Below are 19,856 nucleotides of genomic sequence, written 5' to 3'. Positions count from 1 at the left end.
CCATCGGTGGATCGAGGCTTAATGCTCCGCGTCCTGCCACGAACGCCCCACCCCGACGTGCACGTCCAGCGGCACGTCGAGCTCGGCCGCTCCACCCATCTCGCGACGCACCAGCGCCTCCACCGTGTCCCGCTCCCCCGGCGCGATCTCGAGCAGCAGCTCGTCGTGCACCTGCAGGAGCATCCGGGAGCGCAGGTCCTCGGCGCGCAGCACCCGGTCGACGCCGAGCATTGCGACCTTCATGATGTCGGCGGCCGAGCCCTGGATGGGGGCGTTGAGCGCCATCCGCTCGGCCATCTCGCGACGGTTGCGGTTGTCGCTCGTGAGGTCGGGCAGGTAGCGGCGGCGCCCGAGGATGGTCGCGGTGTAGCCGGTGGCGCGCGCCTCGGCGACCACCTCGCGCAGGTAGTCGCGGACCCCGCCGAACCGCTCGAAGTAGCCGTCCATCAGCCCCTGGGCCTCGGCGGTGGAGACGCGCAGCTGCTTGGACAGGCCGAACGCCGACAGCCCGTAGGCCAGGCCGTAGCTCATCGCCTTGACCTTGGACCGCATCGCGGACGTGACGTCCTCGGGCTCCACCTGGAAGACCCGGGACCCGACGAACCGGTGGAGGTCCTCTCCCGTGCGGAAGGCCTCGATGAGACCCGCGTCGCCGGACAGGTGCGCCATGATGCGCATCTCGATCTGGCTGTAGTCGGCCGACATCAGCGACTCGTAGGCGACCGGCTCGTCGCCGTGGCGGCCGTGCCCCACCACGAACACCGAGCGGATCCGGCGCCCCTCCTCGGTGCGGATGGGGACGTTCTGCAGGTTGGGCTCGGTGGAGCTGAGCCGCCCCGTGGCGGCCACCGTCTGCAGGTAGGTCGTGTGGATGCGCCCGTCCTCGGCGACGGACTTGCGCAGCCCCTCGATCGTCGACCGGAGCTTGGCCGCGTCGCGGTGGCGCAGCAGCGCCTCGAGGAAGGGGTGCTCGGTCTTGACGAACAGGTCCGCGAGCGCCTCGGCGTCGGTGGTGTAGCCCGTCTTGGTGCGCTTGGTCCGCGGCATGTCCAGCCGCTCGAACAGCACGACCTGCAGCTGCTTGGGCGAGCCGAGGTTGATGCTGTCGTCGTCGATGGCCGTGTGGGCGTCCGCCTGGGCCTGGGCCACCATGTCGGCGAAGTGCGACTCCAGCCGGGCGAGGCCCTCCTCGTCGACCGCGATGCCCACCCGCTCCATCTCCGCGAGGACCCCGAGCAGGGGCAGCTCCACGTCGGCGAGGAGGTCGCGCTGCCCCGTGGCGACGAGCTCGCGGTCGAGGACGGCGGACAGGTCGAGGACCGCGCGGGCCCGCACCATGGAGGCCTGGGCCTCGGCGTCCTGGTCCGCCGTGAAGTCGAGCATGCCCTGGCCGTCGCCCGCACCCTCGACCCGCAGCTCGCGCTGCAGGTGCCGCAGGGTGAGGTCGGCCAGGTCGTAGGACCGTTGGTCGGGCCGCACGAGGTAGGCCGCCAGAGCGGTGTCCAGCTGGACCCCGGCGAGGTCCGTGAAGCCGCGGGCCGCCAGGGCGTGGAGCTGGCCCTTGGCGTCGTGCAGGACCTTGGGCACCGACGCGTCGGCCAGCCAGGCGCCGAGGGCGCCCTCGGCGTCCGGGGTGAGCGACGCCACGTCGAGGTAGGCGCCGGCCCCGTCCTCCGCGGCGAGCGCCACCCCCTCGACGTCTCCGGTGCCGCGGGCCCACCGACCGTCGACGACGAGGCCCACGGTCCCCGACCGGCCGTGGCTCTGCAGCCACTCCGCGACCTCGGTGACGTCCAGGACGGCCCCGTCGAGGTCGAAGCCCGACTCCGCCTCCGGCTCGGCCGACTCCACGGTGGCGAAGAGGCGGTCGCGCAGCACCCGGAACTCCAGGCCGTCGAAGACCTGGTGGACCTCGTCGCGCTCCCAGTTGGCGCGCTGCAGGTCGTCGATGCCGAACGGCAGGTCGACGTCGTGCACCAGCTGGTTGAGCTGCCGGTTGCGCAGGACCTGGTCGAGGTGGGCGCGCAACGACTCCCCCGCCTTGCCCTTGATCTCACCGACGTGCTCGACGATCCCCGCGAGGTCGCCATACTGCGTGATCCACTTGGCCGCGGTCTTGGGCCCGACCCCCGGCACGCCCGGGAGGTTGTCGGAGGTCTCACCCACCAGGGCCGCCAGGTCGCTGTAGCGCTCGGGGGTGACGAGGTACTTGGCCTCGACGGCCGCTGGGTCCATCCGCCAGACCTCGGAGACGCCGCGCACGGGATAGAGCAGGGTGGTGCGCTCGTCGACGAGCTGGAAGGCGTCCCGGTCGCCCGAGCAGATCACCACCTCGTCGAGACCGGCGGCGGCCGCCTGCGTCGTGAGGGTCGCGATGATGTCGTCGGCCTCGAAGCCCTCGACCTGGACGTGCGGGATGCGCATCGCGTCCAGCACCTCCTGGATCAGCGACACCTGGCCCTTGAACTCGTCCGGCGTCTTGGCGCGGCCCGCCTTGTAGTCCGCGTAGGCCTCGGTGCGGAAGGTCTGGCGGGACAGGTCGAAGGCGACGGCGACGTGCGTCGGCTCCTCGTCGCGCAGCAGGTTGATCAGCATCGAGGTGAAGCCGTAGACGGCGTTGGTGGTCTGGCCCGTCGTCGTCGAGAAGTTCTCGGCGGGCAGGGCGAAGAACGCGCGGTAGGCCAGGGAGTGTCCGTCGAGGAGCAGAAGTCGCGTCACGCATGGCAGCCTAGGCCGTATGACCGACACACCGGCAACAGCGACCGAGTCCGACCAGCCCACCCCTCTGGACCAGCTCCGGGACGCGGGTCGCGGCACGTTGATCGAGCGGATGGCGATCGAGCTGACCGAGGCGTCGGCCGAGCGCTGCTGCGGCACGATGGACGTCGAGGGCAACACGCAGCCCTACGGCCTGCTCCACGGGGGTGCCTCGGTGGTCCTCGCCGAGACCCTCGGCAGCATCGCGGCCATGCTGGCCGCAGGACCGGGCCGGTATGCCGTGGGCGTCGACATCAACGCCACGCACCACCGGTCGGTGCGATCGGGAGCGGTCAACGGGGTCGCCACCGCGGTGCACGTGGGCCGGACGACGGCGTGCTACGACGTCGTGATCAGCGACGAGCAGGGGCGACGCGTCTGCACCTCGCGGATCACCTGTGCCCTGCGCGACGAGGCCTGAGCGGCACCGCGGACGCCTCGTCAGGGATCGCCCGTCGGGACGGATGCGTCAGGACGGATGCGTCAGGACGCGCTGGCGCGGGGCTGGACGATCTCGAGCGGCTGGGTGAGGCCGGTCCGGGCCCGCAGCGAGCGGCGCCGGGCCAGGACCTTGTCGAAGGGGCGGCCCTCCTCGCCGGACAGGCGCCGACGCAGGGCCGCCGGCGAGGTGATGCGCCGCGTGACGGTCGAGGCGAACCCCATGCGGGCGAAGAACCGGTTGAGGTCGCGCGACTGGCTGGGGACGTTGCACACGACGTGCGTGGCACCGGTCTGCTCGGCCAGCAGCGCGGCCTTGGCGAGGAGCAGGTGGCCGACGCCGCGTCCCCGACGCGCCGGGGTGACGTAGAGGATCTCGACCGTGACGCAGGCCGAGTCCGTCAGCGCGCTGAGGGGATCGCTCGTGGCGACCATGAGCCCGACCAGGTCGTCGTCGTGCTCCGCGACGAGGGTCGTGACCCCCGGGCGGGTGAGCACCTGCTCGAGGCGCTCCGCGCCCACCTGGCGTCCGGTGGCGTCGCCGTTCGGCGTGGCGTCGGCCAGGGCCTCGGTCCACAGAAGGTGCACACCGGCCCAGTCCTCGGGCCCGACCAGCCGCGCGACGGTCCACGACCGTGCCATGAGTTACCTCCAGGGAATCGCCGGGACGAACAGGTGGCTCATGCCTCCCCCGAAGCACTCTCCACGGCAAAATATGGCACGGCCCCTCGTGGTTTGGATAGCCGGGGTGGCCCCGATCGATTCTGCCGGGCCCAGAGGCCGGTCCGTCGCCCACCGCCTGCGACCGGACGCCTACTCTGCGCCTATGAACGCTGCCTTTCCCGGCCTCGGCACGGTCGTCAACGTCGTCGCCGTCCTCCTCGGAGCCACCCTCGGCATGATGATCGGCAACCGGCTGCCCGAGCGCACCCGGTCGATCGTCACGGACTGCCTCGGCCTCACGACGCTGCTGATGGCGCTGCTCTCAGCCTGGGAGGTGACCTCCGCCAGCCTGACCGACGCCGTGGGGTCCGGCGCCCCCATGCTGATCGTCCTCGGCTCGCTGCTGCTGGGCGCCATCCTGGGCTCGGCCCTGCACATCGAGCGCCGCCTGGAGGGCCTCGCCGGCGCGGTCCAGCGTCGCGTCCACCGTGGCACCGGCGAGGGGGACGGCGACGGTGCGCAGGCCCACGCGGAGCGCGAGCGGTTCATCGAGGGCTGGCTGACGGCCAGCCTGCTCTTCTGCGTCGGGCCGCTCACCATCCTGGGATCGCTCAACGACGGCCTCGGCCGGGGCATCGACCAGCTCGCCCTCAAGTCCGTCCTGGACGGCTTCGCCGCGCTGGCGTTCGCCTCGACCTTCGGGATCGGGGTGCTGCTGTCGGCCGTCTCCGTGGCGGTCGTGCAGGGCGCCCTGACGGTCGTCGGCGTCCTGCTGGGCTCGGTCCTGCCGGAGGCCCACATCGCCGCGCTCACCGCCACGGGCGGCCTGCTGCTGGTCGCGATCGCGCTGCGGCTGCTGCGGATCCGGGAGATCCCCGTCGGGGACCTGCTCCCGGCCCTCGTGGTCGCCCCGCTGCTCACCCAGCTGGTGGTCGCGCTCCGCTGACCCGGCAGCCCGTCCCCTCCCCTAAGAACCACAAGATCGTGAGGGTTTGGTCCAAGAATCGTGGACCAGACCCTCACGATCTTTGAGGTCGTGGGGCTACTTCTTGGCCTTGTCGTCGCCCATGCCGGTGATGACCGCGTCGGCGACCTGCTTCATGCCCATGCGGCGGTCCATCGCGGTCTTCTGGATCCACCGGAAGGCGTCGGCCTCGCTGAGCTTGAGCTTGGCCATCAGCACGCCCTTGGCCCGGTCGACGGACTTGCGGGTCTCGAGCCGCTCGGACAGGTCGGCGATCTCGGACTCCAGCGCTTGGTACTCGGCCCAGCGCGAGACCGCGATGTCGATCGCCGGGGCGAGGTCCGCCGCGGTGAACGGCTTGACGATGTAGGCCATGACACCTGCGTCACGAGCGCGCTCCACGAGCTCGGTCTGGCTGAACGCCGTGAGCATCACGACCGGGCAGATCTTGGCGTTGCCGATCTGCTCCGCCGCCGAGATCCCGTCCAGGACAGGCATCTTGACGTCCATGATGACGATGTCCGGCTTGTGCTCGGCCGCGAGCTCCACGGCCTGCTCGCCGTTGCTGGCCTGGCCGACGATCTCGTGGCCCGCGTCGCGGAGCATCTCCACCAGGTCGAGTCGGATGAGGGCTTCGTCCTCGGCGACGAGGATGCGGCGGCCGGTCGTCATGGGGTGCTCAGTCACCCCGTCACTCTAGTCGTACGCAGGCGACCGGGGCGACCTGGGAGGCCCTGGTGACGAGGGCTGGTGCCGAGGGCGGGACTCGAACCCGCACGCCCTTGCGAGCGGAGCATTTTGAGTGCTCTGTGTCTGCCATTCCACCACCCCGGCGAGGTGCCCGCCCATGCTACCGGCCGATGGTCGCCGGTCGGCACGGGCGGGCGGGCACCCCACCGTCAGGCTGGCGTCTCGTCGAGGGTGCGGCCCATCCGGTGGTTGATGGAGTCGCCCATGCGGTGCACGCGCACGGAGTTGGTCGAGCCCTGGACGCCCGGCGGCGTGCCGGCGACGATGACGACGTAATCGCCCTCCTCGACGCGGCCGGCGGCCAGCAGGGCCAGGTCGACCTGCATGACCATCTCGTCCGTGTGGCTCGCGTCGGGCACGAGGAAGGTCTCGACGCCCCACGACAACGACAGCTGCGACCGCGTCGCCTGCTCCGGGCTGAAGGCCAGCACCGGGATGCTGCAGCGCAGGCGGGACAGCAGGCGCGCGGACTTGCCGGACTGGGTGAAGGTGACCAGGTAGCGCACGTCGAGGTGACGCGCGACGTCGACAGCGGCCTGCGTGACCGCGTCGCCCACGTGCCAGCGCGGCTCGGGCGTCGGGAGCACGCGGGACAGGCCGTGCTCCTCGGTCGACTCGATGATCCGGGCCATGGCCTGGACGGTCTCGATCGGCCACTTGCCCACCGAGGTCTCGCCGGACAGCATGATCGCGTCGGCGCCGTCGAGGACGGCGTTGGCGCAGTCGGAGGCCTCGGCGCGGGTCGGCCGGGAGTTCTCGATCATCGACTCGAGGACCTGGGTGGCGACGATGACGGGGCGGGCGTACTTGCGGCACAGCTCGATCGCGCGCTTCTGCACGATCGGGACCTCCTCGAACGGCAGCTCCACGCCGAGGTCGCCGCGGGCGACCATGACGGCGTCGAAGCGCTGGACGATCTCCTCGAGGTTGTCGATCGCCTGGGGCTTCTCGATCTTGGCGATGACGGGGACGCGCCGGCCGACCTCGTCCATGATGCGGTGGACGTCGTCGACGTCGGCGGCGGAGCGCACGAAGGACAGGGCGACAATGTCGCAGCCGAGCCGCAGGGCGAACCGCAGGTCGGCCTCGTCCTTGTCGGACAGGGCCGGGACGCTCACGGCGACGCCGGGCAGGTTGATGCCCTTGTTGTTGGAGACGAAGCCACCCTCGACGACCTCGGTGACCACGTCGGTGTCGGTGACCTCGACGGCGCGCAGGCCGACCTTGCCGTCGTCGATCAGGAGGCGGTCCCCCACGGACACGTCGCCCGGGAGACCCTTGTAGGTCGTGCCGACGCGATCCTGGTCGCCCTGGACGTCATCGGTCGTGATCGTGAACCGGTCACCCTTGGTCAGGAGGATGGGGCCGTTGGCGAACCGTCCGGTGCGGATCTTGGGGCCCTGCAGGTCGACCAGGGTGCCCACCGCGCGGCCGACCTCGTCGGACGCGGCCCGGACGTTGGCGTAGACCTGCTGGTGGTCCTCGTGCGACCCGTGGGAGAAGTTGAGGCGAGCCACGTCCATCCCGGCAGCAACCAGCTTGCGCATCTGCTCGATGGAGGATGTGGCCGGCCCGATGGTGCAGACGATCTTGGCTCGGCGCATGACCTCCATCCTAGTGCAGTGGCGTGCGCCACAGAGCCATCCTGCGGCCGACGGCGAGGTGGCCGGCGCGGTCGCGCGCTGCCCCTGCAGACAGCCGTATGCTGCCCGCCCGGCGTACGTCGGGCGGGCGGCATACGGCTGCCTGTGTGTGGTGGGTGAGGTCAGACCACCAGAGGTCGGTCCGTGGGCTCGACCGGCCGCGGCAGGCGCGAGGTCCCGCCGGTGAGGTAGGCGTCGACGCCCTGCGCGGCGCTGCGCCCCTCGGCGATCGCCCAGACGATGAGCGACTGGCCGCGGCCCGCGTCGCCCGCCACGAAGACCCCGGGCACCGAGGTCATGAAGCTGGCGTCGCGACGGATGTTGGAACGCTCGTCCAGTGCCACGCCCAGCTGGTCGACGAGGCCCTCGCGCTGCGGGCCGAGGAAGCCCATCGCCAGCAGCACCAGCTGCGCGGGGATGACGCGCTCGCTGCCCTCGACCTCCTCGAACCGCCCGTCGCGCATCTCGACCTCGGTGATCCGCAGGCCCGCGACGTTGCCGTCGTCGTCGCCCACGAACTCCTTGGTGCTGACGGCGTAGACGCGGTCGCCGCCCTCCTCGTGCGCGCTGGCGACGCGGTAGAGCATGGGATAGGTCGGCCAGGGCTGGTTGGCGGGGCGCAGCTCGCCGGGACGGCCCATGATCTCCAGGCTGGTGACCGAGCGGGCGCCCTGGCGGATGGACGTGCCGAGGCAGTCGGCGCCGGTGTCACCGCCGCCGATGATGACGACGTCCTTGCCCTCCGCCGTGACCTGTCCCTGGACCTGCTGGCCGAGGGCCACGCGGTTGGCCGGGGGCAGGAAGTCCATGGCCTGGTGGATGCCGCCGAGCTCGCGCCCCGGGACCGGCAGGTCGCGCGGCACCGTCGACCCGATGGCCAGCACGACGGCGTCGAAGCGCTCGCGCAGCTGCTGGCCGGTCAGGTCCTCGCCGACCTTGACGCCGGAGCGGAAGACGGTGCCCTCCTGGGTCATCTGGTTGAGCCGCCGGTCGAGCACGGCCTTCTCCATCTTGAACTCGGGGATGCCGTAGCGCAGCAGACCGCCGGGCTTGTCGGCGCGCTCGTAGACCGCGACGGTGTGGCCGGCGCGGGTCAGCTGCTGGGCCGCCGCGAGGCCGGCCGGGCCGGACCCGACGACCGCCACGCGCTTGCCCGACAGCCGCTCCGGCGGCTGCGGGTCGACGCGCTGGGCCTCGAAGGCCCGCTCGACGGTGGTGACCTCGATCTGCTTGATGGTCACCGGGTCCTGGTTGATGCCGAGGACGCAGGCCGTCTCGCAGGGGGCCGGGCACAGGCGGCCGGTGAACTCCGGGAAGTTGTTGGTCGCGTGCAGCCGGTCGATGGCGTCGCGCCAGTCACCGCGCCAGGCCTGGGTGTTCCACTCGGGGATGAGGTTGCCGAGCGGGCACCCGCTGTGGCAGAAGGGGATGCCGCAGTCCATGCAGCGGCCCGCCTGTCGCTGGAGCTGGTCCACGGGCTGCGCCTCGTAGACCTCCTTCCAGTCCTGGATGCGCACCGGCACCGGGCGCCGCTGGGGCAGCTCCCGCTGGCGGTTCTTCAAGAATCCACGAGGGTCAGCCACGAGAAGCCTCCATGATGCGGTCCCAGACCTCGTCGCCCTCGAGGTCCAGTCCTTCGGTCTCGGCCTGGGCACGGACGTCCAGCACGCGCTGGTAGTCGCGGGGCAGCACCAGGGTGAAGCGGGCGTAGGCCGCCTCGAGGTCCTCCAGCAGGGCCGCGGCCACCGTGGAGTCGGTCCAGCGCAGGTGGTCGCGGAGCAGGCCCTCGACCACCGGCTTGTCCAGGTCGCGCAGCGGCAGCACGTCGACGAGCTCGGTGTTGACCCGGTCGGTGCGCGCGTCGAGCAGGTAGGCGACGCCGCCGGACATGCCGGCCGCGAAGTTGCGGCCCGCCTCGCCGAGGATCATCGCCATGCCGCCGGTCATGTACTCGCAGCCGTGGTCGCCCACGCCCTCGACGACGGCGGTGATGCCGGAGTTGCGGACGCAGAAGCGCTCGCCCACCGTGCCGCGGAGGAAGACCTCGCCGGTCGTCCCGCCGTAGCCGATGACGTTGCCGGCGATGACGTTGTCCTCGGCGACCAGCGCGCTCTGCTCCCCCGGTCGCACGACCACGCGGCCGCCGGAGAGGCCCTTGCCGACGTAGTCGTTGGCGTCGCCGAAGAGCTGGAGGGTCACGCCGCCGGGGAGGAAGGCCCCGAGGGACTGCCCGGCCGAGCCGTGCAGCCGGACCGTGATCGTCCCGTCCGGCAGGCCGTGCGGGTTGGCCCGCGTGACCGCGTTGCCGAGCATGGTGCCGACCGTGCGGTTGACGTTGCGGACCTGCGCGTCGAAGGACACGGGCTCGCCGCCGTCGATCGCCGTGCGTGCCCGCTCGATCAGCTCGTTGTCGAGCGCGTGCTGCAGGCCGTGGTCCTGCTCGTGGGTCTGGTGGCGCGCGGCGCCGTCCAGCGGCACGGCCTCCGCGAGGACCGGCGACAGGTCGAGCCCGCTGGCCTTCCAGTGGTCGATCGCCTTGCGGGTGTTGATGACGCCCGTCTGGCCGATGGCCTCCTCGATCGTGCGGAAGCCCAGCTCGGCGAGCAGCTCGCGGACCTCCTGCGCGATGTACTCGAAGAAGGTCTCGACGAACTCGGGCTTGCCGGAGAACCGCGCCCGCAGCTCGGGGTTCTGCGTGGCGACGCCGACCGGGCAGGTGTCGAGGTGGCAGACGCGCATCATGATGCAGCCGGACACGACCAGCGGGGCGGTGGCGAAGCCGAACTCCTCGGCCCCCAGCAGCGCGGCCACGACGACGTCGCGCCCGGTCTTGAGCTGGCCGTCGGTCTGCACGACGATCCGGTCCCGCAGGCCGTTGAGCACCAGCGTCTGCTGGGTCTCGGCCAGGCCGATCTCCCACGGCGCACCGGCGTGCTTGAGCGACGTGAGCGGCGAGGCGCCCGTGCCGCCGTCGTGCCCGGAGACCAGCACCACGTCGGCGTGCGCCTTGGACACGCCCGCCGCGACCGTGCCGACGCCGATCTCGGAGACGAGCTTGACGTGGACGCGGGCCTGCGGGTTGGCGTTCTTGAGGTCGTGGATCAGCTGGGCCAGGTCCTCGATCGAGTAGATGTCGTGGTGCGGCGGGGGTGAGATCAGGCCGACGCCCGGGGTGGAGTGCCGGGTGCGGGCCACCCACGGGTAGACCTTGTGGCCGGGCAGCTGACCGCCCTCGCCGGGCTTGGCGCCCTGCGCCATCTTGATCTGGATGTCGTCGGACTCGGTGAGGTAGAGGCTGGTGACGCCGAACCGGCCGGACGCGACCTGCTTGATCGCGCTGCGCCGCTCGGGGTCCATCAGCCGGTCGACGTCCTCGCCGCCCTCGCCGGTGTTGGAGCGGGCGCCGAGGCGGTTCATCGCGATCGCCAGGGTCTCGTGCGCCTCCTTGGAGATCGAGCCGTAGCTCATCGCCCCGGTGGAGAACCGCTTGACGATCTCGCTGACCGGCTCGACCTCCTCGACGGGGATCGAGGGCCGGTCGGAGGCGAGGTCGAACAGCCCGCGCAGCGTCATCAGGCGCTGGGCCTGGTCGTCGACGCGCTGGGTGTACTGCTTGAAGATGTCGTAGCGCCGCTCGCGCGTCGAGTGCTGCAGGCGGAACACCGTCTCGGGGTCGAACAGGTGCGGCTCGCCCTCGCGGCGCCACTGGTACTCGCCACCGACGGGCAGGGTGCGGTGCGCCTGGCGGACGCCGTCGACGGGGTAGGCCGTGACATGGCGCGCGGCCACCTCGTCGGCCACGACGTCCAGCCCGATGCCGCCGAGCTGGCTGACCGTGCCGGTGAAGTAGGTGTCGACCAGCTCCTGGGACAGGCCGATGGCCTCGAAGACCTGCGCCCCTCGGTAGGACGCGACGGTCGAGATGCCCATCTTGGACATCACCTTGAGCACGCCCTTGCCGAGCGCCTTGATGAGGTTCTTGACGGCCTGCTCGGGGGTGACGCCCTCGATGATGCCCTGGCGCACCAGGACCTCGACGGACTCCATCGCGAGGTAGGGGTTGATCGCGGCGGCGCCGTAGCCCACGAGCAGCGCGACGTGGTGCACCTCGCGGACGTCCCCGGCCTCGACGACCAGACCCACCTCGGTGCGCAGCTTCTCGCGGATCAGGTGGTGGTGGACGGCCGACGTGAGCAGCAGGGACGGGATCGGTGCGTTCTCGCGGTCGGAGTCGCGGTCGGACAGTATGACGAACCGCGCGCCGCCACGGATCGCCGCCGTGACCTCGGCGAAGATCTCCTCGAGCCGCGCCCGCAGGCCCTCGGCGCCCTCGTCGACGCGGTAGAGGCCGCGGACGACGTGGGTGGCGTAGCCGGGCAGGTTGCCGTCGGCGTTGATGTGGACGATCTTGGCGAGCTCGTCGTTGTCGATCACGGGGAAGGACAGCTCGACCTGGCGGGCCTGGGTGGCGCTCGGCACCAGCGCGTTGCCCTCCGGACCGACGGACGTGCCGAGGGAGGTGACGAGCTCCTCGCGGATCGCGTCCAGCGGCGGGTTGGTGACCTGCGCGAACAGCTGCGTGAAGTAGTCGAACAGCATGCGCGGCCGGCTGGAGAGCACGGCGATGGGGGTGTCGGTGCCCATCGACCCGAGGGCCTCGGCTCCGTTGATCGCCATGGGGGTCAGCAGGATCCGCAGCTCCTCGAGGGTGTAGCCGAAGGTCTGCTGACGACGCGTGACCGAGGCCGCGGTGTGCACGATGTGCTCGCGCTCGGGCAGGTCGGACAGCTTGATGACGCCGGCCTCGAGCCACTCGGCATAGGGCTTCTCGGCGGCGAGCGTGGACTTGATCTCGTCGTCCTCGACGATCCGGCCGGCCTCGGTGTCGACGAGGAACATCCGGCCCGGCTGCAGGCGCCCGCGGCGGACCACGTGCTGCTCGTCCAGGGGCAGGACGCCGGACTCGGAGGCCAGGACGACCAGACCGTCGTCGGTGACCCAGTACCGGCCAGGCCGCAGGCCGTTCCGGTCGAGCACCGCTCCGACCAGCGAGCCGTCGGTGAACGTCACGCAGGCGGGCCCGTCCCAGGGCTCCATGAACATCGAGTGGAACTCGTAGAAGGCCTTGCGGGCGGGGTCCATCTCGGCGTGGTTCTCCCACGCCTCGGGGATCATCATCAGCACGGCGTGCGGCAGGGACCGGCCACCGAGGTGCAGCAGCTCGAGGACCTCGTCGAAGGACGCGGAGTCCGACCCGTCCGGCGTGCAGATCGGGTAGAGGCGCTCGAGGTCGCCCGGGATGACGTCGCTGCGCAGCATCGACTCGCGCGTGCGCATCCAGTTGCGGTTGCCCTTGACGGTGTTGATCTCGCCGTTGTGGGCGATGTATCGGTAGGGGTGCGACTTGGGCCAGGACGGGAAGGTGTTGGTCGAGAACCGCGAGTGCACCAGGGCCAGCGACGTGGCGAACCGCTCGTCCGACAGGTCGGGGTAGAACTGCTCGAGCTGCGCGGTGGTGAGCATGCCCTTGTAGACGAGGGTGCGCGCGGACAGCGACGGCAGGTAGACGTGCGCCTCGTGCTCGGCGCGCTTGCGCAGGCAGAACGCCAGCCGGTCGAGCTCGAGGCCCTGGCGGCGACCGGTGATGTCGGAGACGAACAGCTGGGCGAAGTGGGGCATGCAGTCGCGGGCGACCTGGCCGACGCAGCCGGGCTCGACCGGCACCTCGCGCCAGCCGAGGACCTTGAGGTTCTCCTCCGAGGCGATGTGCTCGATCGTGCGGACGGCCTCGGCCCGCTCGGCCTCGTCCTGGGGCAGGAAGGCCGTGCCCACGGCATACGTGCCGGCGGCGGGGAGCGGGAAGTCCGCGACGCCGCGGAGGAACTCGTCGGGCACCTGGGTGAGGATGCCGGCGCCGTCGCCCACGAGCGGGTCGGCGCCGGTGGCGCCGCGGTGCTCCAGGTTGGTGAGGGCCAGCAGGGCCTGGTCGACGATGTCGTGACCGGCGGTGCCGCGCAGGGTGGCCACCATGGCGACCCCGCAGGCGTCGTGCTCGTTGTCCGAGCGGTAAAGACCCTGGTCCGAGGGCTGGGCGCCGAAGCGCGCGAACGTCGGGGGGACCTGGGTGCTTGGGGGGTTCGCGGACGTCGCAGACGACTGGGACATCAGGTGATCACCGTCCTCCGTGCTGGGCCGGACGGCGGGTGCCGTCGGGTCATGAGGCATCGCTGCGGGGACGGCGGTGGCCACGCAGAGACACGGGTGAAAGAGTGCCCCCCACCGGGGAGGGACTCGTTATTCATTCCGAAGTATGAGATTCCATCGGGTCGGTCGTCGAGACGGTTCGCGACCGTCGGCGAGCCAGGACGAACCAGGCCAGACCGAACGCGAAGACGAGGAGGCTGGTCCACACGTTGAGCCGCAGCCCGAGCACGCGGTTGGCCTCGTCGACGCGCATCATCTCGATCCATACCCGGCCCAGCGTGTAGCCCATGACGTAGAGCGCGAACACCTGGCCGGGGCGCAGCCGGAACCGTCGGTCCGCCCACACGAGCAGCGCCGCCACCCCGAGGCACCACAGCGACTCGTAGAGGAACGTGGGGTGGTAACTGCCGAGGACGACCGCCTGGCCCCCCGCGTCCCGCACGGCCTCCCCCGTCGTGGCGTCCCACTCGTGGATCTGCAGCGCCCAGGGCAGGTCGGTGGGTCCGCCATACAGCTCGTTGTTGAACCAGTTGCCCCACCGCCCGATGGCCTGGGCGATGATCAGGCCCGGCGCGAGGGCGTCCGCGAAGTCGAGGTAGGACACGCCGCTGCGACGACAACCGATCCACGCTCCGAGCGCGCCCAGGGCGACGGCGCCCCAGATGCCGAGGCCGCCGTTCCAGATCTTGAGGGCGTCGACGGGATTGCCGCCCTCGCCGAAGTAGGCCTGGGGCGAGGAGATCACGTGGTAGAGCCGCCCGCCGACGATGCCGAACGGCACGGCCCACATCGCCACGTCGATGACGCGCTCGGGGTCCCCGCCACGCGCCGCGAGACGCCGCTGCGTCAGCCACACCGCGACCAGGATCCCCGCGAGGATGCACAGGGCATAGGCCCGTAGGGGCACCGGCCCGAGGTACCAGACGCCCTGGGTGGGGCTGGGGATCTCGGTCGGGAGGAGCATCGTCACTTGGTCGCCGCGGCGACGGCCTGCTCGAGCTTGGCCGGATCCTGGGCAAAGGTCTGGAAGGGGATCTCCTTGCCGTTCAGGAGGTACTGCGGCGTGCCGGTGTTGCCCTTCTGCTGGCCGACCTGCTCCATCTTGGTCGCGAAGCCGATCATCTTCTTGTCCTGCACGCAGCTCTGGAACCCGTCGAGCGCGTCACCGGAGAGTCCCGCCTCCTGGGCGAGGTCGACCCGCAGCTGCTGGTCGGTGTAGCCCTTGCCCTCCTCGGGCTGATGCTTGAAGACCACGTCGTGGTAGGCCTTGAAGCTCCCGGCCGCGTCGGCGCAGCTCGCGGCCGCGGCGGAGCGCAGGGAGGAGTCCGGGTTGGGGACGGTGGGCATCGCGCGCTTGATGTTCTCGTCCAGGAAGCTGCGCAGGTGGTACTCGAGCTTGATCTTGCCCTCGTCCGACAGCTTCGTCACCGTCGGGCCGACGGCGTCCTCGACCTGCTTGCAGATCGGGCACTGGAAGTCCTCGTAGATCACGAGGGTGGGCGCTCCGGCCTTGGCCTTGCCGGGGTTGGCGACGATCCCGCCGCCGTCCGCGGTCGCGTTGGGGGGCGTCGAGGCGTTGGCGATCTTCTGCGCCACCTCGCTCTTGTGGGACTGCTGCGACCAGATCGCCCAGCCGACGGCGACCAGGACGAGCAGCGCGACGAGCGCGGCGGCCGCGACGACCTTGCCCTTGTTGTTCCTGGGGGCCGCGGCCTGGGCCTTGCGGCGCCGCTCCTCGTAGCTCGTGCTCATCGGTGGTGCTCCTCGATCAGTGTGTGGTCGGGGCTCCGAAGAGCCATCGGTCCATGCTCGCAGGGGTGCGTGGTCGGACGGCGAGCCACACGCCGCAGAGCAGCAGCCCGACGTCACGCACGACGTCCCACAGGTAGTTGGTGTCCTCGGGCGCCACGACGCCACCCCCGCCGAAGCAGCCGCAGTCGATGGAGATGCCACGCACCCACACGCTCACGATGCCGATCAGGAAGGCGACCATGAGCAGGGCCCCGGCGATCCCGGCGATCCGCGTGAACAGCCCGAGCACGAGCAACGCACCGATGGCGAGCTCCAGCACCGGCAGGACGTAGCCCACCAGGTTGGCCAGGTCGTAGGGCAGGATCTTGAACGCCCGCACCGCCTCGGCGGAGGACTCGAGAGAGCCGACCTTCAGGTAGCCCGACACGACGAGGACGACGCCCAGCACGAGGCGGGCCACGAGGCCCACCCACTCGCTCACGCCGCGGGTCCTCATCGGCCGCCCTCCCGGACGCCGGCCGCCAGCTCGCGGACGACGCCCTGCAGCTCCTCGACACCCTCGCCGAGAGCGCGGACGAGCGCCGACCCGACGATGACCCCGTCCGCGTAGGCCGCGACCTGAGCCGCCTGCTCGCGGGTGGAGACGCCGAGCCCCACGCACAGCGGGGTGTCGGTGACGGCGCGGGTGCGCTCGATCAGGTGGGCCGCCTCGGGCCCGACGGCCGCCCGCGCACCGGTGACGCCCATGAGGGCGGTGACGTAGACGAAGCCGCGGCAGGCGGCGGACGTGGACGCCAGGCGCTCGGTGGTGGACGAGGGGGCGACCAGGAAGATGCGGTCCAGGTCGTGCCGCTCCGCGGCGTCGATCCAGGCTCCGGCCTCGTCGGGGATCAGGTCGGGGGTGATCAGCCCGGAGCCGCCGTTCGCCGCGAGCTCGGCCGCGAACCGGTCGACGCCATACCGCAGCACGGGGTTGATGTAGGTCATGCACACCGCGGCGCCACCGGCGTCGGTGATGGCCCGGACCGCGCGGAACGCGTCGGCGAGCCGCACCCCACCCGCGAGGGCCTGCACGGCGGCGTCCTGGATGACCGGGCCGTCCATGACCGGGTCGCTGTAGGGGATGCCGACCTCGACGATGTCCACGCCTGCCTCGACCATGGCGACCATGGCCTCGATCGAGCGGTCGACGTCGGGGTAGCCCACGGGCAGGTAGCCCACGAGGGCGGCCCGGTGCTCGTCGCGGCAGCGCCGCAGGACGTCGGTGACGCGGGAGCTCACTGGCCCACTCCTTCGTTGTCGCCGACCGGCTCGGAGGCATTGATCTCCTCGGCGCGGGCGAAGTCCTCGCCGTCCATCAGCCCGAACCAGCGGGCGGCGCTGTCGACGTCCTTGTCCCCGCGGCCGGACAGGCTGACGAGGATGACGGCGTCGGGCCCGAGCTCGCGCCCGAGCTTCATGGCGCCGGCGAGCGCGTGGCTGGACTCGATGGCCGGCAGGATGCCCTCGGTGCGGGTGAGCAGCCGGAAGGCCTCCATGGCCTCGTCGTCCGTGATCGGGTGGTACTCCGCACGACCGGACGCGTGCAGGGCCGCGTGCTCGGGTCCCACGCTGGGGTAGTCCAGGCCGGCCGAGACCGAGTACGACTCGATGGTCTGCCCCTCGTCGTCCTGGAGCAGGTAGGTGAAGGCGCCGTGCAGCACGCCCGGGGTGCCGGTGGCGAACCGCGATGCGTGACGTCCGGACTCGACGCCCTCGCCGCCGCCCTCCAGGCCGACGAGCCGCACGTCGCGGTCGGGCACGAACGCGTGGAAGATGCCCATCGCGTTGGACCCACCGCCCACGCAGGCGCAGACCGCGTCGGGCAGCCGGCCCACGAGCTCGAGGACCTGCTCCCGGGCCTCCTCGCCGATGACCTTGTGGAAGTCGCGGACCATCTCCGGGAAGGGGTGCGGCCCGGTGACCGTCCCCAGGACGTAGTGGGTGGTGGCGACGTTGGCGACCCAGTCGCGGAAGGCCTCGTTGACCGCGTCCTTGAGCGTCCGGCTGCCGTGCGTCACGGGCACGACCGTGGCGCCGAGGAGGCGCATGCGGGCGACGTTGAGGGCCTGCCGCTCGGTGTCCCGCTCCCCCATGTAGACGACGCACTCAAGCCCCATGAGCGCTGCCGCGGTCGCGGTGGCCACGCCGTGCTGGCCCGCCCCCGTCTCGGCGATGACGCGCGTCTTGCCCATGCGCCGGGTCAGCAGCGCCTGGCCGAGCACGTTGTTGATCTTGTGGGAGCCGGTGTGGTTGAGGTCTTCGCGCTTGAGGATGACCCGCGCTCCCCCGCAGTGCTCGGCGAAGCGCGGCACCTCGGTGATGATGCTCGGGCGGCCCGTGTAGGTCCGCTGCAGCCGTTCGAGCTCGGTGAGGAACTCCGGGTCGCGGGCGGCCTTGAGGCGCTGCTCGTCGAGCTCCTCCAGCGCCGCGACGAGCGCCTCGGGGACGTAGCGGCCGCCGAAGTCGTCGAACCGGCCGACCGGTTCGCCCGGGCCGGCGTCGCTGGGAGACCGGTGCGGGCGGTGAGGCTCGCGCGGCTGGTCCGGCGCGGTGGTGGGGGTCTCGGTCGAGTCGTCCATGGGGGCTCCGGGGGTCAGTGGCGCAGGGCCGGGTGGGCGCCGGCGGCGATGAGCTCGGCGACGGCGTCCCGGGGGCTGCCCCCGGTGACGAGGGACTCCCCCACGAGCACGGCGTCGGCACCGGCGCGAGCGAGGTCCATGACGTCGTGAGGTCCGCGGACCCCCGACTCGGCGACGCGCACGACCGTGTCGGGCAGCAGCGCGGCGACGCGTCCGAAGGTGGAGCGGTCGACCTCGAGGGTCTTGAGGTTGCGGTTGTTGACGCCGACGACCCTGGCCCCGGCGTCCAGCGCCCGGCGGGCCTCGTCCTCGTCGTGCACCTCCACCAGGGCGGTCATGCCGAGGGACTCGGCGCGCTCCCGCATCGAGACCAGGACGGACTGCTCGAGCGCCGCCACGATCAGCAGGATGACGTCGGCGCCGTGCGCCCGCGCCTCCCACAGCTGGTAGGGCTCGACCATGAAGTCCTTGCGCAGCACCGGCACGTCCACGGCGGCCCGCACCGTGTCGAGGTCGGCCAGGCTGCCGCCGAACCTGCGCTGCTCGGTGAGGACGCTGATGACGCTGGCCCCGCCGGCCTCGTAGTCCGCCGCGAGCCCGCCCGGATCCGCGATGAGCGCGAGGGCCCCCTTGCTCGGGCTGGACCGCTTGACCTCGGCGATCACCCGGACCCCGGCGGTGCGGCCCAGGGCCAGCGCGGCTCGGGCGTCCTTGGCCGGCTCGACCTGGGAGGCGCGCTCCTTCAGCGCGTCCAGCGAGGTCTGCGCCTGGCGGCGCGCGAGATCCTCGCGGACGCCGCCGATGATGTCGTCGAGTACCGAAGCCACGGGCTCAGGCTAGCCACTCGCGGCGCGGTCACCCAATCCGTCCACGCGTCGACTAGGGCTGCCACCACGCCAGGGGCGCCCACCAGCGGGCGACGCCGAAGGCGCACCACAGCAGGAGCACCGCCGCGACCCAACGCCCGACGGGGGCCCCCTGGAGCCGTATGACGACCGGGTCGGCGGCCCCTCGCCGCCGGGCCCGCCACGCCACGACCGTCCACGCGATGGTGCCGGCCAGGAGGGCGAGGACCGCGAGGACGGTGGGGGCGTTGGAGGACAGCGCGGCGACGACGTCACCGTGGACGAGGTCGTGGACGGAGCGCAGCCCGCCGCACCAGGGGCACGGCAGCCCGGTCAGGGCGAGGAAGGGGCAACCGCCCCAGGACCCCGGCCGGTGCGGGTCGCGGACGGCGAGGGCACCGAGGGCCACCGCCTGGCCGGCCAGCAGCCCCAGCGGCAGGGCGAGCACGACCCGACCGCGCTCGGAGGACGAGCGTGCGGGCGCCGGGGCGGACGTCTGCGGCACACGGCCACGATACGGCCACGGCCGGCGGACACACGGCACACCTCCCCGGGGCGCGTCGAGCAGGCGGCTAGCGTGGCACCGTCGCCTTGACAGGCGCTTCTGTCACAGACGAGAGGGGAAATCCATGACCGACAACCCGCAGAACCCGCCGCCGCCGGCCGGAGAGCCGGAGCGTCCCGCCTCGGGCGGCGCCTACGGGAGCCAGCCCTACGGCAGCCAGCCCTACGGGAGCCAGCCGTCGCAGCCGGCCGGTGGAGGACAGCCGTATGACGGCGGCCAGCCGCCCTACGGCAACCAGCCCTACGGTCAGGGCTACGCCCCGCAGCCACAGGGCACGAACGTGCTCGGCATCATCGCCCTGATCCTCGGCATCCTGTCGATCCCGCTGGCGTGCTGCGGCGGCTGGCCGGGCCTGATCGCCGGCATCGTCGCCATCGTGCTCGGCGTGATGGGCAACAAGAAGGCCAAGCAGGGCCTCGTCGGCGGCAAGGGCCTGTCGATGGCCGGCCTGATCCTCGGCATCATCGGCACCCTCATGGGCATCGCGATGCTGGTCTTCACGCTGGTCTTCGCGGACGTCGCCGAGAAGTGCCAGCAGTACGACCAGGACCCGACCAAGATGCAGCAGTGCATCCAGGACGAGTTCAACAAGCGCTGATCCGATCGCCCCACCTCACGCTCCACCCAAAAGAGGCTCTTCTGACGCTTCCGTGG

General features: G+C 71.6%; 16 protein-coding genes and 1 tRNA gene. 3 read left to right on the top strand and 14 right to left on the bottom strand.

The features are described from left to right. Positions 1–18 precede the first annotated feature (18 nt). The gene (gene polA / locus B4K29_RS08085) at positions 19–2,718 is read right to left on the bottom strand and encodes a DNA polymerase I (protein ID WP_286966991.1); all 2,700 of its coding nucleotides are present in this window, start codon (positions 2,716–2,718) and stop codon (positions 19–21) included. A gap of 19 nt (positions 2,719–2,737) precedes the next feature. Here polA and B4K29_RS08080 point away from each other — a divergent pair, with 19 nt between their 5' ends. Continuing rightward, entirely contained in the window at positions 2,738–3,178 is a 441-nt protein-coding gene (locus B4K29_RS08080) for a hotdog fold thioesterase (protein WP_019286074.1), read from the top strand. 62 nt (positions 3,179–3,240) lie between these two features. Here the strand turns inward: B4K29_RS08080 and B4K29_RS08075 are convergent, their stop codons facing one another. Further along, a complete protein-coding gene (locus B4K29_RS08075) occupies positions 3,241–3,837 on the bottom strand; it encodes a GNAT family N-acetyltransferase (protein WP_286966989.1) in 597 nt (198 codons plus the stop codon). Positions 3,838–4,021: 184 nt separating this feature from the next. On the opposite strand from B4K29_RS08075, the gene B4K29_RS08070 reads away from it, so the two are divergent. Next, positions 4,022–4,804, top strand: coding sequence for a DUF554 domain-containing protein (locus tag B4K29_RS08070; protein ID WP_286966988.1), 783 nt, complete (start codon positions 4,022–4,024; stop codon positions 4,802–4,804). A gap of 96 nt (positions 4,805–4,900) precedes the next feature. On the opposite strand, the gene B4K29_RS08065 is transcribed toward B4K29_RS08070, so the two are convergent. The 12 genes from B4K29_RS08065 to B4K29_RS08010 form a co-directional block, all read right to left on the bottom strand. Further along, entirely contained in the window at positions 4,901–5,494 is a 594-nt protein-coding gene (locus tag B4K29_RS08065) for an ANTAR domain-containing response regulator (RefSeq protein WP_019286077.1), read from the bottom strand. 76 nt (positions 5,495–5,570) lie between these two features. Then, positions 5,571–5,656 (bottom strand) — tRNA-Leu (locus B4K29_RS08060). Positions 5,657–5,721: 65 nt separating this feature from the next. Next, the gene (gene pyk, locus B4K29_RS08055) at positions 5,722–7,176 is read right to left on the bottom strand and encodes a pyruvate kinase (RefSeq protein WP_286956173.1); all 1,455 of its coding nucleotides are present in this window, start codon (positions 7,174–7,176) and stop codon (positions 5,722–5,724) included. A gap of 161 nt (positions 7,177–7,337) precedes the next feature. Beyond that, positions 7,338–8,798 carry a glutamate synthase subunit beta gene (locus B4K29_RS08050; protein WP_286956175.1) on the bottom strand — a complete coding sequence of 487 codons (1,461 nt, stop codon included), beginning with the start codon at positions 8,796–8,798 and terminating at the stop codon, positions 7,338–7,340. Further along, positions 8,791–13,380 carry a glutamate synthase large subunit gene (gene gltB / locus B4K29_RS08045; protein ID WP_286966987.1) on the bottom strand — a complete coding sequence of 1,530 codons (4,590 nt, stop codon included), beginning with the start codon at positions 13,378–13,380 and terminating at the stop codon, positions 8,791–8,793. The genes B4K29_RS08050 and gltB overlap by 8 nt, the downstream gene beginning before the upstream one ends. A 133-nt stretch (positions 13,381–13,513) precedes the next feature. After that, entirely contained in the window at positions 13,514–14,383 is an 870-nt protein-coding gene (gene lgt, locus B4K29_RS08040; protein WP_286956186.1) for a prolipoprotein diacylglyceryl transferase, read from the bottom strand. A 2-nt stretch (positions 14,384–14,385) separates the two neighbouring features. Beyond that, complete coding sequence (locus tag B4K29_RS08035) at positions 14,386–15,171, bottom strand: DsbA family protein (RefSeq protein ID WP_029210471.1); 786 nt, start codon at positions 15,169–15,171, stop codon at positions 14,386–14,388. 16 nt (positions 15,172–15,187) lie between these two features. Then, positions 15,188–15,652 (bottom strand): MauE/DoxX family redox-associated membrane protein, encoded by a 465-nt coding sequence (locus tag B4K29_RS08030; protein ID WP_029210470.1) that lies wholly within the window; start codon positions 15,650–15,652, stop codon positions 15,188–15,190. A gap of 11 nt (positions 15,653–15,663) precedes the next feature. Then, entirely contained in the window at positions 15,664–16,452 is a 789-nt protein-coding gene (gene trpA, locus B4K29_RS08025) for a tryptophan synthase subunit alpha (protein WP_029210469.1), read from the bottom strand. Continuing rightward, on the bottom strand, positions 16,449–17,792 hold the full coding sequence (gene trpB, locus B4K29_RS08020; RefSeq protein WP_286966985.1) for a tryptophan synthase subunit beta: 1,344 nt from the start codon (positions 17,790–17,792) through the stop codon (positions 16,449–16,451). The genes trpA and trpB overlap by 4 nt, the downstream gene beginning before the upstream one ends. A 14-nt stretch (positions 17,793–17,806) precedes the next feature. Further along, positions 17,807–18,619: an indole-3-glycerol phosphate synthase TrpC gene (gene trpC / locus B4K29_RS08015; protein WP_029210467.1), complete on the bottom strand. Its 813-nt coding sequence runs from the start codon at positions 18,617–18,619 to the stop codon at positions 17,807–17,809. Between the two features lie 52 nt (positions 18,620–18,671). Continuing rightward, on the bottom strand, positions 18,672–19,142 hold the full coding sequence (locus tag B4K29_RS08010) for a DUF2752 domain-containing protein (protein ID WP_029210466.1): 471 nt from the start codon (positions 19,140–19,142) through the stop codon (positions 18,672–18,674). A 124-nt stretch (positions 19,143–19,266) separates the two neighbouring features. Here B4K29_RS08010 and B4K29_RS08005 point away from each other — a divergent pair, with 124 nt between their 5' ends. Next, on the top strand, positions 19,267–19,800 hold the full coding sequence (locus B4K29_RS08005) for a DUF4190 domain-containing protein (protein WP_029210465.1): 534 nt from the start codon (positions 19,267–19,269) through the stop codon (positions 19,798–19,800). Positions 19,801–19,856: the final 56 nt, after the last annotated feature.

It is taken from the genome of Arsenicicoccus sp. UBA6765, from assembly GCF_002453335.1.
GTDB classification, from domain to species: domain Bacteria; phylum Actinomycetota; class Actinomycetes; order Actinomycetales; family Dermatophilaceae; genus Arsenicicoccus; species Arsenicicoccus bolidensis.
This window is presented reverse-complemented; position numbering and strand designations above follow the sequence as displayed.

Excerpts from the sequence above, each read along its gene's own strand:
- B4K29_RS08080 (WP_019286074.1), top strand. The coding sequence starts at position 2,738 with ATGACCGACACACCGGCAACAGCGACCGAGTCCGACCAGCCCACCCCT.
- B4K29_RS08075 (WP_286966989.1), bottom strand. The coding sequence starts at position 3,837 with ATGGCACGGTCGTGGACCGTCGCGCGGCTGGTCGGGCCCGAGGACTGG.
- B4K29_RS08070 (WP_286966988.1), top strand. The coding sequence starts at position 4,022 with ATGAACGCTGCCTTTCCCGGCCTCGGCACGGTCGTCAACGTCGTCGCC.
- B4K29_RS08065 (WP_019286077.1), bottom strand. The coding sequence starts at position 5,494 with ATGACGACCGGCCGCCGCATCCTCGTCGCCGAGGACGAAGCCCTCATC.
- pyk (WP_286956173.1), bottom strand. The coding sequence starts at position 7,176 with ATGCGCCGAGCCAAGATCGTCTGCACCATCGGGCCGGCCACATCCTCC.
- gltB (WP_286966987.1), bottom strand. The coding sequence starts at position 13,380 with ATGTCCCAGTCGTCTGCGACGTCCGCGAACCCCCCAAGCACCCAGGTC.
- lgt (WP_286956186.1), bottom strand. The coding sequence starts at position 14,383 with ATGCTCCTCCCGACCGAGATCCCCAGCCCCACCCAGGGCGTCTGGTAC.
- B4K29_RS08035 (WP_029210471.1), bottom strand. The coding sequence starts at position 15,171 with ATGAGCACGAGCTACGAGGAGCGGCGCCGCAAGGCCCAGGCCGCGGCC.
- trpB (WP_286966985.1), bottom strand. The coding sequence starts at position 17,792 with ATGGACGACTCGACCGAGACCCCCACCACCGCGCCGGACCAGCCGCGC.
- B4K29_RS08005 (WP_029210465.1), top strand. The coding sequence starts at position 19,267 with ATGACCGACAACCCGCAGAACCCGCCGCCGCCGGCCGGAGAGCCGGAG.